The 13,335-nt window shown below is 62.2% G+C and carries 8 protein-coding genes; 4 read left to right on the top strand and 4 right to left on the bottom strand.

Annotated features, from left to right (window positions below):
• Positions 1–395: 395 nt before the first annotated feature.
• Both ACIPZ8_RS08010 and xseA read right to left on the bottom strand, forming a co-directional pair.
• Positions 396–1,223, bottom strand: coding sequence for a peptidoglycan DD-metalloendopeptidase family protein (locus ACIPZ8_RS08010; RefSeq protein ID WP_400721257.1), 828 nt, complete (start codon positions 1,221–1,223; stop codon positions 396–398).
• Between the two features lie 3 nt (positions 1,224–1,226).
• Positions 1,227–2,606 carry an exodeoxyribonuclease VII large subunit gene (gene xseA, locus ACIPZ8_RS08015; RefSeq protein WP_400721260.1) on the bottom strand — a complete coding sequence of 460 codons (1,380 nt, stop codon included), beginning with the start codon at positions 2,604–2,606 and terminating at the stop codon, positions 1,227–1,229.
• Positions 2,607–2,972: 366 nt separating this feature from the next.
• Between xseA and ACIPZ8_RS08020 the strand changes: the two genes are divergently transcribed.
• The 4 genes from ACIPZ8_RS08020 (at position 2,973) to guaA (ending at position 7,544) form a co-directional block, all read left to right on the top strand.
• Entirely contained in the window at positions 2,973–3,728 is a 756-nt protein-coding gene (locus tag ACIPZ8_RS08020; protein ID WP_400721263.1) for a sulfite exporter TauE/SafE family protein, read from the top strand.
• 46 nt (positions 3,729–3,774) lie between these two features.
• Positions 3,775–4,332, top strand: coding sequence for a sugar ABC transporter ATPase (locus tag ACIPZ8_RS08025; protein WP_400721265.1), 558 nt, complete (start codon positions 3,775–3,777; stop codon positions 4,330–4,332).
• Between the two features lie 86 nt (positions 4,333–4,418).
• Positions 4,419–5,888: an IMP dehydrogenase gene (guaB, locus tag ACIPZ8_RS08030; RefSeq protein WP_392523648.1), complete on the top strand. Its 1,470-nt coding sequence runs from the start codon at positions 4,419–4,421 to the stop codon at positions 5,886–5,888.
• 78 nt (positions 5,889–5,966) lie between these two features.
• Positions 5,967–7,544, top strand: coding sequence for a glutamine-hydrolyzing GMP synthase (guaA, locus tag ACIPZ8_RS08035; protein WP_105946886.1), 1,578 nt, complete (start codon positions 5,967–5,969; stop codon positions 7,542–7,544).
• A gap of 51 nt (positions 7,545–7,595) precedes the next feature.
• On the opposite strand, the gene ACIPZ8_RS08040 is transcribed toward guaA, so the two are convergent.
• Both ACIPZ8_RS08040 and ACIPZ8_RS08045 read right to left on the bottom strand, forming a co-directional pair.
• A complete protein-coding gene (locus ACIPZ8_RS08040) occupies positions 7,596–10,532 on the bottom strand; it encodes a dermonecrotic toxin domain-containing protein (protein WP_400721268.1) in 2,937 nt (978 codons plus the stop codon).
• 57 nt (positions 10,533–10,589) lie between these two features.
• Positions 10,590–13,280, bottom strand: coding sequence for a dermonecrotic toxin domain-containing protein (locus tag ACIPZ8_RS08045; RefSeq protein WP_400721271.1), 2,691 nt, complete (start codon positions 13,278–13,280; stop codon positions 10,590–10,592).
• Positions 13,281–13,335 lie beyond the last annotated feature (55 nt).

Here is a 13,335-nt window from a genome sequence, read left to right on the forward strand (position 1 = left end):
GCGGCCGAGATCGGGCCTGCCGAGCTGTAACGAGATGAAAAGGCGAGGCGACGCGAATCAGCCTGGTAGTCGGGCGCTGACCAGGCAGAGGCTGCGATGTTGTCGGAGCAGGATGAGGGTGCTGAAGGTTTTCATGCACTCAACCCTAACCAGTGGGCTGGGGGATGGCAAGCGTTCGAAAAAAATTGAGAGGAATGCTTAAAAAAAGCCAGATTGCGAGATTTTATGGCTGATATCTGGTTTTTGTTTTGTATTCATTGCCCAGTATTTTTCGATGGCGCAACACAGTGGAAGTGATGTTGGCTGTGCTGGCCCCTTCGCGGGTAAACCCGCTCCTACAGGGTTTCACGGTCCCTGTAGGAGCGGGTTTACCCGCGAAGCAGGCACCGCCGATTTCAGGGCTGGAACGCGCCAATGAAGATCGCCGGATCCACCCGCGCATCGTTCAGGCTGACATTCCAGTGCATGTGCGGCCCGGTGGCCCGCCCGGTCGAACCCACGCGCCCGACCACATCGCCGCGGCGCAGCTGCTGGCCAACCTGCACATCGATCTTCGACATATGGCAGAACATGCTGATGAATCCCTGCCCATGGTCGACGAACACCGTACGGCCATTGAAGAAGTAGTCACCCACCAGGATCACCTTGCCGTTGGCCGGGGTCTTGATCGGCGTACCGGCCGGCACTGCAAAGTCCAGCCCGGCATGCGGGTTGCGCTCCTCGCCATTGAAGAAGCGACGCACGCCGAACTTGCTCGACAACGGCCCGCTGACGGGTTTGTCGAGGATCAGGTTGCTCGGCAGCGCCGGGCTGAAACTGCGATACGCCTTGATCTGCTCGGCCAGTTCGCGGTCGATGCGCTTGAGGTCGTCCGGGTTCGGGTTGACCTGGCGGGTGTTCTTCAAGGTGATGTGCTGCTCGGGGTACTTCTTGCTGCCAACGCTGAAAGGCAGGCTGCGGCTGCCCTGGGTCAGCACGGCGGGGCCAGGCTTCTGGGTCAGCGGGATGCCGACGATGGCCAGCCAGTTGTCCTGCTCCTTGACCACCAGTACCGGCTTGCCCTCGAAGCGCGCGCTCGGCGCCGTGGTCGCCGGACCGAGGTCGACCACGGCTACACCACCCGGCACCGGCTTGTTCAGGGTGCGGGTGATGTAGCTGGCCTGGGCGCCTGCGGCCAGCAGCATGAGGGAGAGGGCGAGCAGGGGCGCGAACAGGCGGGGCATGTGTCAGTCCAGTAAAGAGAGGGTGACCGGGGTCAGGTGATTGTCTTCGACGCGGACCAGCAGCTCGCCTTCGTTCAGGCGCGCGGTCAGGCGCTGGCCATTGCGGGTCTGCTCGGCACTGCGAATGGCCTGGCCCTGCTCGTCGAGGAGGATGCTGTAGCCGCGCGCCAGGGTCGCCAGCGGGCTGACCACCTGCAGCGTCTGCAGTTGTGCCTGGAAGCGCTGGCGGCGGTCCTTGAGCACCTCGCGCATGGCCCGTGGCAGGCGTTCGGCGAGGCTGTCCAGGCGCTGCCCGAGCAGCTTCAGCGTGCGCCCAGGGTGCTGCGCGGCCAGGCGCGTATCGAGGCGCGCCAGGCGCTCGCGACGCTGGTTGAGGTTGAGCAGGAAGGCTCGGCGCAGGCGCATGTCCAGGTCATCCAGGCGCTGCGCCTGCTGGCGCAGGCGTTCGCCGGGATGGCGCAGGCGCCGGGTCAGCGAATCCAGGCGCAGGCGGTCGTGGGTCAGGCGGTTCTGCATGCGCAGCAGCAGGCGCCGCTGCAGGCCGTCGAGGCGCTGTTGCAGGCCACTGTTGTCGGGAGCCAGCAGTTCGGCAGCCGCCGAAGGCGTGGGCGCGCGCACGTCAGCGACGAAGTCGCTGATCGACACATCGGTCTCGTGGCCGACGGCGCTGACGATTGGCGTCACGCAAGCGGCCACGGCGCGCGCCACGGCTTCTTCGTTGAAGCACCAGAGGTCTTCCAGCGAGCCACCACCCCGGGCCAGGATCAGCGCGTCGAAGCCCAGCCGGTCAGCCTGTTGCAAGGCGCGGACGATCTGGTTGATCGCCTCGCGGCCCTGCACGGCGGTGGGGATCAGGTTCAGCTCGACCTGCGGTGCCCGGCGGCCGAACACGCTGATGATGTCGCGGATCACCGCGCCAGTGGGCGAGGTGATGATGCCGATGCGTTGCGGATGGGCCGGCAGCGGTTTCTTGCGCTCGGCACTGAACAGCCCTTCGGCGCCGAGCTTCTCCTTCAGCGCCTCGAAGGCCAGGCGCAGGGCGCCATCACCGGCCGGTTCGACCGTGTCGAGGATCAGCTGGTAGTCGCCACGCCCTTCGAACAGCGAGACCTTGCCGCGCACGCGCACCGCCAGGCCGTCACGCAGGGCCTGGCGCACGCGGGTGGCGTTCTGCCGGAACAGTGCGCAACGCACCTGGGCGCCGCTGTCCTTGAGGGTGAAGTACATGTGGCCGGAGGCCGGGCGGGCGAGGTTGGATATCTCGCCTTCCACCCAGACGCTACGGAACACGTCTTCCAGCAGAACGCGGGCGCGGCCGTTGAGCTGGCTGACGGTGAGGACCTCGCGGTCCAGGCCGAGTCGTTCGAAAGGGTCTCTGATCATGGCGGGCATGATACGGGGCTGTGCGAGTGCATGTCTTGGGTTTTGTAGCGCCTGTGAGATCGAGCGCCGCCCGCGCGGCGCATCGCAGGCAAGCCTGCTCCTACTTTTGCTTCGGGCCAATAAAGCCTGTGCCATTGGCGCGCGTACCCTTGCCGCATGATTCAATATTGCGTCGTACAAACAAGGGGCGCGCGCCATGGATGCAGGAGATACTGGCCCGAAACAGATGTAGGAGCAGGCTTGCCTGCGATGCGCCGCGCGGGCGGCGCTCGATCTCACAGGCGCTATAACTTGCAAGGCATGCACCTGTCCGCCGCCCCACAACCTCGCGACGATTACCCCAAGGACACTCAGGACTCCAGCACGATGCTCCCCCAACTCTCTCTCACACCCTACGAATGGCTCCCTATCCTGCTCGCCATCGCCGCCGCCTACATCGTCTTCGGCATCGCTGGCTTCGGCACAGCTTTGGTGGCCGGCCCGGTGCTGATCCACTTCATGCCCCTGTCGCGGATCATCCCGTTGCTGGTGCTGCTGGACTTCGTCGCCGCCTTCGGCAACCTGTTGCCGTCACGTCGCGACGTGGTGCGCGGCGAGCTGCTGCGGCTGTTGCCCTGCATGGCCGTGGGCTGCACCCTGGGCGTGGTGTTCCTGCTGCACCTGAAGTCCGAGCTGCTGTTGCTGCTGATGGGCCTGTTCGTCACCGCCTATGCGGTCTACGGCCTGGCGGTGAAGGTGCGCCCGGCCAGGTTGTCCGGCCTCTGGGCGGTGCCCATGGGCACGGTTGGCGGGTTGTTCGGTGCGTTGTTCGGCAGCGGCGGTTTCCTTTATGCGATCTACCTGAGCGCGCGCCTTGAAGTGAAGGAGCAGGTGCGCGCGACCCAGAGCGCGTTGATCAGCTGCAGCACCCTCGTGCGCCTGTCGCTGTTCCTGCTGGCCGGCGTGTATGCCGATACCCGCCTGTTGCTGCTCGCCGCCTGCCTGCTGCCGGTGATGTTCATCGGTCTCTGGGTGGGCCGCCGACTGACCCTCAAGCTCTCCCGCGAAGCCTTCGTGCGCCTGGTCACCTGGCTGGTGCTGGCCAGCGGCCTGGCGCTGATCGGTCGCTACCTGAGCGGCTGAGCTGTAGAATTGCAGGATTACCGCAGTCCGCAGGCCCGCTTCGTTCATGAACACCCAGAGCATCATCGTCCCCAAACTGTCCACCGTGCCTTCGCATGAAGCCCGTTCGCGGGCCATCCTGCGCTGGCTGGTGCGCGAGAAGATCGTCGAAGAACAACTGACCACTTGCGGGCGCACCGGCAACCGCATGGGGCACGCCTTGGCCGAGGGCGCGCGCAAGGTCGCCCTGCACCCTGAAAAGCTGCCGTTCGGCGAGCAGGTCAATGGCCTGGAAGTGATGCTCAAGCGTTGCATCTATACCCCGACCGAGGGGTTCCTCGAGGAGGCCGGCTGCCCGGAATGCCGGCGTGAGGTCGGCGAGCCGCTGTTCGAGAGCCTGGAAGAGTGGATGCCGGCGGTGAGCGACAACTTCACCTGCCCGCTGTGCGGCCATGAGGACGACATCAATGGCTTCATTTACCTGCAGCCATGTGCCTTTTCCAACCTTGGGTTCATCTTCAACAACTGGGGCGAGGCCGGGTTCACCCAGGCCTTTCTCGACAGCTTTGCCGACTGGCTCGACCAGCCAGTGGCAGTGGTGCAGGTAAAACTGCCATCACGCTGACCGAAGGCCCTTATTTTGCATTGAGCGGCGCGCCGTGCATGAGTATAATGGCGCGCTTCCATTTTTCCCGCCCGGGAGCCCCCGCGATGCTGCGTATCAGCCAAGAAGCCCTGACCTTCGACGATATCCTCCTTGTACCTGGCTACTCCGAGGTACTGCCCAATGAAGTCAGTCTCAAGACCCGTTTGACTCGTGGCATCGAGCTGAACATTCCGCTGGTTTCCGCTGCCATGGATACCGTGACCGAAGCGCGCCTGGCCATTGCCATGGCCCAGGAAGGCGGCATCGGCATCATCCACAAGAACATGACCATCGAACAGCAGGCCGGCGAAGTGCGCAAGGTCAAGAAGTTCGAGGCTGGCGTGGTCAAGGACCCGATCACCATCGACGCCGACGCCACCGTGCGCGACCTGTTCGAGCTGACCCGCCTGAACAACATCTCCGGCGTTCCAGTACTGGCGAACGGCGACCTGGTCGGCATCGTCACCTCCCGTGACGTGCGCTTCGAAAACCGCTTGGACGCCAAGGTCCGCGACGTGATGACGCCGAAAGAGCGTCTGGTCACCGTCCGCGAAGGCGCCGACAAGAACGAAGTCCGCGAGCTGCTGCACAAGCACCGCCTGGAAAAAGTCCTGATCGTTGACGACAAGTTCAGCCTCAAGGGCATGATGACCGTCAAGGACATCGAAAAGGCCAAGGCCTACCCGCTGGCCAGCAAGGACGACCAGGGTCGCCTGCGCGTCGGCGCTGCGGTCGGCACCGGCAAGGACACCGGCGAGCGCGTTGCCGCCCTGGTTGCCGCCGGCGTTGACGTGGTGGTTGTCGACACCGCTCACGGTCACTCCAAAGGCGTTATCGACCGCGTTCGCTGGGTCAAGGAAACCTACCCGCAAGTGCAGGTGATCGGCGGCAACATCGCCACCGGCGCTGCGGCCAAGGCCCTGGCCGAAGCTGGCGCCGACGCCGTCAAGGTCGGTATCGGCCCAGGCTCGATCTGCACCACCCGCATCGTTGCCGGTGTCGGCGTGCCGCAGATCAGCGCCATTGCCAACGTCGCCGCTGCACTGGAAGGCACTGGCGTGCCACTGATCGCCGACGGCGGTATCCGCTTCTCCGGTGACCTGTCCAAGGCCATCGTTGCCGGTGCTTCCTGCGTGATGATGGGTTCGATGTTCGCCGGTACCGAAGAAGCACCGGGCGAAGTCGAGCTGTTCCAGGGCCGTTCCTACAAGGCCTACCGCGGCATGGGCTCGCTGGGTGCCATGGCACAGGCGCAAGGCTCGTCCGACCGTTACTTCCAGGACTCCTCGGCCGGCGCCGAGAAGCTGGTACCGGAAGGCATCGAAGGCCGCGTTCCTTACAAGGGCGCCCTGGCCGCGATCATCCACCAGCTGATGGGCGGCCTGCGTTCGTCCATGGGCTACACCGGCAGCGCGACCATCGAAGAGATGCGCACCAAGCCGGAATTCGTGCGCATCACCGGTGCCGGCATGGCCGAGTCCCACGTGCATGACGTGCAGATCACCAAAGAAGCCCCTAACTACCGCGTAGGCTGAGGCTTCCAGCAAAACTTGCAAGCGGGGCTGTCATGACAGCCCCGCGTCGTTTCCGATTTCCACTGACGAGATTGAGTCATGGCCCTCGACATTCACGCTCACCGTATCCTGATCCTCGATTTCGGTTCCCAGTACACCCAGCTGATCGCCCGCCGCGTGCGCGAAATCGGCGTGTACTGCGAGCTGCACCCGTTCGACATGGACGATGAAGCGATCCGCGAATTCAACCCGCGCGGCATCATCCTCGCCGGCGGCCCCGAGTCGGTCCACGAAGCCAACAGCCCGCGTGCCCCGCAGGCGGTGTTCGACCTGAACGTGCCGGTGCTGGGTATCTGCTACGGCATGCAGACCATGGCCGAGCAGATGGGCGGCAAGGTCGAAGGTTCCGACCTGCGTGAGTTCGGTTATGCCCGCGTTGATGTGGTCGGCAAGAGCCGCCTGCTCGACGGCATCGAAGACCACGTTGACGATGACGGCGTGCTGGGCCTGGACGTGTGGATGAGCCACGGCGACAAGGTCACCCAGATGCCAGGCAACTTCCACGTGCTGGCCAGCACTCCGAGCTGCCCGATCGCCGGCATGTTCGACGATTCGCGCGGCTACTACGGCGTGCAGTTTCACCCGGAAGTGACCCACACCAAGCAGGGCGGTCGCATCCTGTCCCGCTTCGTGCAGGACATCTGCGGCTGTGAAGCCCTGTGGACCCCGTCCAACATCGTCGAAGACGCCATCGCCCAGGTGCGTGAGCAAGTCGGCTCGGCCAACGTCCTGCTGGGCCTGTCCGGCGGCGTTGACAGCTCGGTAGTTGCCGCGCTGCTGCACCGCGCCATCGGCGACCAGCTGACCTGCGTCTTCGTCGACAACGGCCTGCTGCGTCTGCACGAAGGCGACCAGGTGATGGCCATGTTCAAGGAGAACATGGGCGTCAAGGTCATCCGCGCCGACGCTGAAAAGCAGTTCCTCGACAACCTGGAAGGCGAAGCGGACCCTGAGAAGAAGCGTAAGATCATCGGCCGCACCTTCATCGACATCTTCGATGCCGAAGCCAGCAAGCTGGAGAACATCCAGTTCCTCGCCCAGGGCACCATCTACCCGGACGTGATCGAGTCGGCCGGTGCCAAGAGCGGCAAGGCCCACGTGATCAAGTCGCACCACAACGTCGGTGGCCTGCCGGAGGAAATGAACCTCAAGCTGGTCGAGCCGCTGCGTGAACTGTTCAAGGACGAAGTGCGCAAGATCGGTCTGGAACTGGGCCTGCCGTACGACATGGTCTACCGCCACCCGTTCCCGGGCCCGGGCCTGGGCGTGCGTATCCTGGGTGAAGTGAAGAAGGAATACGCCGACATCCTGCGTCGTGCCGACCACATCTTCATCGAGGAACTGCGCAAGGCTGACTGGTACCACAAGACCAGCCAGGCATTCGTGGTGTTCCAGCCGGTCAAGTCGGTCGGTGTCGTTGGCGACGGCCGTCGCTACGCCTGGGTCGTTGCCCTGCGTGCCGTCGAGACCGTGGACTTCATGACCGCGCGCTGGGCGCATCTGCCATACGAGCTGCTGGAAACCGTCAGCGGCCGTATCATCAACGAAATCGACGGTATCTCCCGCGTTACCTACGACGTGTCGAGCAAGCCGCCAGCCACCATCGAGTGGGAATGAGTTGAGCCACAAGGGCGCCGCAAGGCGCCCTTGTCGTCTCTGGCGTCGTGATCACCTGAGCTTGTAGTGCAAGCCGTGATGTTGGAGCGCTGTACGCAATTCACTCAAGTCGCGCAAGCGTCGCCCGCTGACCCATGGCCAGCCGGGTCGGGTGATGTAGACATGCTGACCATCCTGGATGATCGGTGTGTACTTCAATTGCCCATCGTTGCTGCGATGGATGAGTGCCAGTCGATCCTCGATGATGTCGAAGGCAAATGCGCCTTTGCTGGCCAGCACGGTTTCCAGGTTGCCTTTGGCGGGTGGGCCCACGGCGATCGGGACTTGCAGGCGCAGGTCGCCTTTCACGCTACGCACACTCAAGTCGTCCTGCAGGACCGTCAGGCCAGGGTCGATCTCGATACCGCCGACATGGCCTAGCTGGATATCCTCCACACGCAGACCGATCGCGCCCTGGAGTTCACTTACGCCCAACACGCCCTCGAACGTATTGCCATGGGAGTTGCCCATCAGGGCGACCCATTTGCTCGAACCCCGGATTGCCTGATCAGCCTGAATGATTTCGTGAGCATAGAAGTTCATCATCTGTTGGCGGATCACTGATGACGGGGCGTATTCCCACGCTTGCCGGTAACTGGCCATGCAGTCTATGGATTGGATGCGGATGCCAAGTTTCTGAGCGGCCCGCAATACGCTCTCGAACGAGTACCGACTGGCCTGGTCAATACCGTAGCCTCTGTCAAGGTCTCGGACATAACGCTGTAATTCAGTGGGCATCTTGCCGCTGCGCTGAAACGCCTCCAGGCCGGCCTGATTGAAGTCGGTCATGAAGTGCTCGACGTACAGCACCTTGACTTTGGCTTTCTTGAGCGCCGACATATTGTCAATCAAGAACCGTTTGCTCCCCAGCTGCGAATGACTCTCACCAATAACCATCCCGTCGCTGCTTTCATACAGGCTACGGATTATCTCTTTTGCCGACGCATTACGAGCGAGCGCTGGTATGTCCGGGCGGGCGGGTGGCTCCACCGAGGCGAGGTATTGCTGCGCATCCTTGGCCAGTATATCGCGCAGGTTTCTGAACTCGGCGGTTGCAGGGTCTATCCGGGTATCCATCGATATCTTGATGCCGCTCAGCACCTGCTCATGGCCGGGGTTTTCTGCATAGGGTTTCAATATCGGTTGCAGCTCTTCCGGTACTTCGTATGGCGTGGGCGGTAATGGCGTCGGCGCTGCTCCCGACGAATGTTTTCCCCACAGTCTGAGCATGTCATCTGTCAGGCCGCCACCGCGCAGCACGGCCCGCTCCAGTGGCTGCCAGCCGCCCTCGGCAGTTCTGCGCAGCGGCACGTTGCGATAAAAGGAAAAAGGGTTTTCCGGGTCGATGACTACCCAGGTCTTCATTTCAGCGATAAGGCGGACCTGGTAGGGTTGATCGTCGATCAGCACATAGAAATGACCATTCTGAGAGTAGATACCTGCAAGATCACCGCTACCAGGTTCGACGCTGAGTACTTCGTTGCTGCCGAACGGTGACAGGATCGAATCGGCAGGTGTCGCCTGATATGGCTTGGGAATCCAGGCCTGGATATCTGCGGGCGATGCCGGCCCGGGGTTAGGCTCGGCCGGTGTGACAGGGGCAGGTTGCGGTTCGGCGAGGGTGCCGGGGAGCTCACCCTCTGCGACGCCTGCACCCGCACTGGCCAGCAGCGTTGCGTTGAACAAGGTGTCGACCGCCGCGAAAATTGCTCCGACCGTTCCGGTATGGCGTTCACTGGTGGTGTGGCCATTGACCGCCTGATCAATGTTCAGCCCGGTTTCGGCAAGCCCTGCACCCACGGCGGCCAAGGCTATCGGCCAATCCAGCGCGGCAAGTGGTGCGGCGATCTGGCCAAAGGCTTTCAGGTAACCAATCCACATCTGTTTGCGCAGATCGCCGTTGGAGCGCAAGGTGAAGTGTGCGTCGTCAATCATGCGCTGTCGCATGCTGTCGCGCAGAGCGCTGAAAGCATCACCTGAGAGCTCGCGGTCCAGTTGGTTGAGGGCGTGATGGTCATCACCGCCCCAATTGAAGAACAGCAAGTCGATCAAGTGGTTCAAGCCAGCGCTGTCTGCCTTCTGTGCATGGGTCTCGGCCGGGAAATGACTGAGGAACCGGGCTCGATTACCCGCTTGATTGGTGTTGATCAGCACCCACCAGTACAGTTCCTTGCGCGTGGCGAACAGATGCAGGCACTCGTCATCGCCGCAGGTGTAGAGCAATTGCCGGCCATCCTCCATCTCGATGCGCAGGAAGTCACTGGCCACGTAGCCGCCAATGTCGAACGTACAGACACGGATGCCGGTATCGGGCACATGCTGCTCAAGGAGTTGTTCTAGCGTGAGCGGGCCTGGAGCATGGCCGGTGAGGGCCTGAGCCACCTGGCGCGCGCAATCGGCCAGGGCGCTGTGCGGGACATGCGCACAGACCTCCAGAACTTTACTGAGAAAATTGATCTTGGCAAGGGTGCGGTAGTCCTGGGCATGGTTTTGCCAAAAGTCCGCAAGCCGCTGGTGGTACTGACTGCTGAAGTCGATTTGCCAGAAGTCATCCAGCACATCCTTGGGGGCGATGGGCACTTCGTTGTGCTCGTCATAAACCTCGGCGCCCGGCCCTTGCAGGTAAAAGCCTGCAAGATAGCTGAGCAGGTCGCTGTTGTCCTGATCCTCGACATTGAAGCGGTGCATGACCAGTTGCGGCAAACTATAGGATTCGAAAGGGGCGTCATGGTGTTGCCAGCCGCTGAAGGTGTAGGGGCTGCTTTGCGCTGCCATGAAGCGGTTGAGGTAGACATCATCCGGGTCGAGTTCAGCGTGCCCGTGCTTCCTCAGAATGCGTTTTGCCACATCCCGTGCCAGTTGGCGCATGTCAGGGCAGGCGTTGACTAGTGGCAGGACCAATGCGCGCAGTTGCTGTTCTGCGACAGGGATCAGTAGGTGCTGTGCCATGAGGAATTCCTTGAACTGAGAGTCGCCTGCCGTTGGCAGGCGGGACGAACGCCTAACTCAAGCGCGGCCAGACGGAACCGACAGCAAGAGGTCGCTCTGCACGAACTCTTCGTCAATCTCAAGGCCTGGATCGACGCCGATACTCAAGCGACTGGGGCGGGGCACACCCACCACACGCAGGCCGATGCAGCCCTGCAGTTCGCTCACCCCGGGCACGCGCTCGAATGTGTTGGCGTGTGTGTTGCCCATCAGCGCCACCCATTTCGATGGGCCGCGTTGGGCTTGGTCGGCCGTCATGATCCGCTGGGCCGTGTAGTTCATCATGCGCTGGCGAGCAGCGTTGAAAGGAGGGCCCATCTCCCAGCCCATGCGGTAGCCGACCATGGTGTCGATGCCTTGCACCCGAATGTTCTGGGCATAGGCTTCGTACAGCACTCGCTTGAGGGTGTACCTGATCGTCCGGGTGGTCTCTCGCAACTGCGCTTCTGCATCCCAGGCTTCGACATAGGTTTTCAGTTCGGCTGGCAGTACCCCGGTTCGATTGAACACGTCCATGTCGGCCTGCTGGTAGTCGATCATGAAGTGCTCCGAGTACAACACGTTCACGCCCCGGCGTTTGAGCTGTCGCATGTTCTGAGTCAGGAACTGTCTGGCGCACTCTTCGTTGTGGGACTCACCGAGTACCAGTCCCTGGTTTTCTTCATACAGGCTGGCGATGATTTGCCGGGCATTGGCGCTGGGCGCGAAAGCCGGTAATGCAGGACGTATTGGCAGTTGTACCTGATCGTAGAACGCATTGACGTCACGGGTCATTTGCCCGAGCGCTCGGTGATACGGCCTGGTCAAGGGGGTATCGGAGTACTGCATGAGGCCGGAAGGGTTCTCGTTTTCCAGTGCGAATGGCTTGAGTTGCAAGCGCTCGTCTTCAGTCAGGGTGTAAAGCTCCAGCCCCAATGGCGCCAGTGCCGGTCGGGGCTGCAGGCGCCCCCATGCCTTGAGCAGGAATCTTGGCGTGCCGCCTTTGAGCCCGAGGGTAGGCTGTGGTTTCCAGGAGCCGTCGGCATCCCGAATGATGGGTACACTCTGACGGAAAGCGAAGGGGTTCTCGGGGTCGACGATGACCCAGGTCTTCAACTCGCCGACATAGCGCACTTGGTAGGTCAGGTCGGCGACCATCACATAGAATTTGCCATCCTGGGTGTGAATGCCCTCCAGCGTTGCGCTGCCGGGTGTGCTGGTGACGATGTCGTTGCTCTGCAGTGCCGCAAGTGGGTCGTTCAGTTCGCCTGGCTGAAAGGCCTTGGGTACCCAGATGTCGATTTCCTCCTGGGTCGCAGGCTCCAGTTCTGCAGGCGGAACCGGTTCGACCGGGGTCTCCATGGGCGGAACGACATCGCCCGCTTCCGGGGTAACTGCGCCGGCACCGCTGACGGCGGCTAATCCGAACTGCAAGGTGTCGATGATATCGAAGAGGGCATTCTCCACGGCGGCCTGGCGTTCAGCGCTATTGTGGCCGTTGTATGCCTCGTCGATATCCAGGGTGATCAGGGCGGCCCCGGCACCCGCGCATGCCAGTGCTACCGGCGAGGCCAGCACCGTGAGCGGGCCGAACACCTTCAGGCCGGCCCTCAGGTAGCCGCGCAGCATGTCCTTGCGGATATCCCAGTTGGAGTGCAACGCAAACTGTGCATCGTCGGTCATTCGCTGCTGTGCAGCTTGGCTTAAGTGGCTGAAGGCGTCGATGTGCAGGGGCGTATCCGGTTTGTCGACACCGCCGATCTCGGCGGCATTCCACTGTCGCCGCATGATCTCGAACAGGCCGCCCAGGCCTATGGCCGCATAGTGGGAGAAGAAATCCACCGTCTTGTGGGCAGCACTGGGCTGATGCTCGGCTAGCGGAAAATGGCTCATCAGCCGCGCTTTCTGCAAAGGCTCGAGGGTGTTTGCCAGGACCCAGGCGTGAAGCTCGCGATCGCTGACGAACAGGTGAAATGCCTGCAGTTGGCTCGGCACGTAGAGCAGTTGCTGGCCATCTGCAAAGACGATTCTCAGGATATCGCTGGAGATGCGCTCACCGATGCTGAACGCGTAGACACTTACGCCGTGGGCTGGCAGTGTCGACTGGCGAAGATATTGCAGGGTGACTGCGCCGTCGTGCTCACCGGCCAAGGCCTTGGCGGCTTGCTGGACGCGTGTGGCCAGCGCACTATTGCCGGCGTGCTTGCAGATTTGCAGCGCCTCTGCGAGGAATGTGGCTTTCGCCATGGTGCGCAAGTCGTCGCCGTGTTTGGCGCAGAATTCGCTGGCGCGTAGCTCGAAGCGGCTACGGAAATCGATTTCCCAGAAGTAGTCGAGTGCATCTTTTGGCAACAGCCGTATTTCGTTGTGCTCGTCATAGATAGCTTCGCCAGGCCCCTTGGCGTAGAAGCCCGAATAGGTACTCAGCAAGTCGCTTGCATCTTGCTCGGCAGCGGTAAAGCGGTACATGACCAGTTGCACGAGCGTCATCGATTCGAAGGGTGGGGTGAAATGCTGCCAGCCAGTGAAGGTGCGCGGGCTGCTGACGGCTTCATGGAAACGATGCAAGTAGACCTGGTCAGGTTCCAACGTGTCGAGCCGGTGACGGGCTAGCAGTGCCAAGGCGGCTTCACGTGCCATTTGTACCATGTCGGGGCAAGCGACATTCAGCGCTGTGGCAATGCGTTTCAACGCAACCTGGTCTTGTTGCTGCTGTTCGGTGAGGGCCATGGTTTGTCTCGCGGGGCTTGATGATGCGCCAGCGTGATCTACATGCTCGACCGAG

It is taken from the genome of Pseudomonas sp. NPDC089422, from assembly GCF_044749405.1.
In the GTDB taxonomy this organism is placed as follows: domain Bacteria; phylum Pseudomonadota; class Gammaproteobacteria; order Pseudomonadales; family Pseudomonadaceae; genus Aquipseudomonas.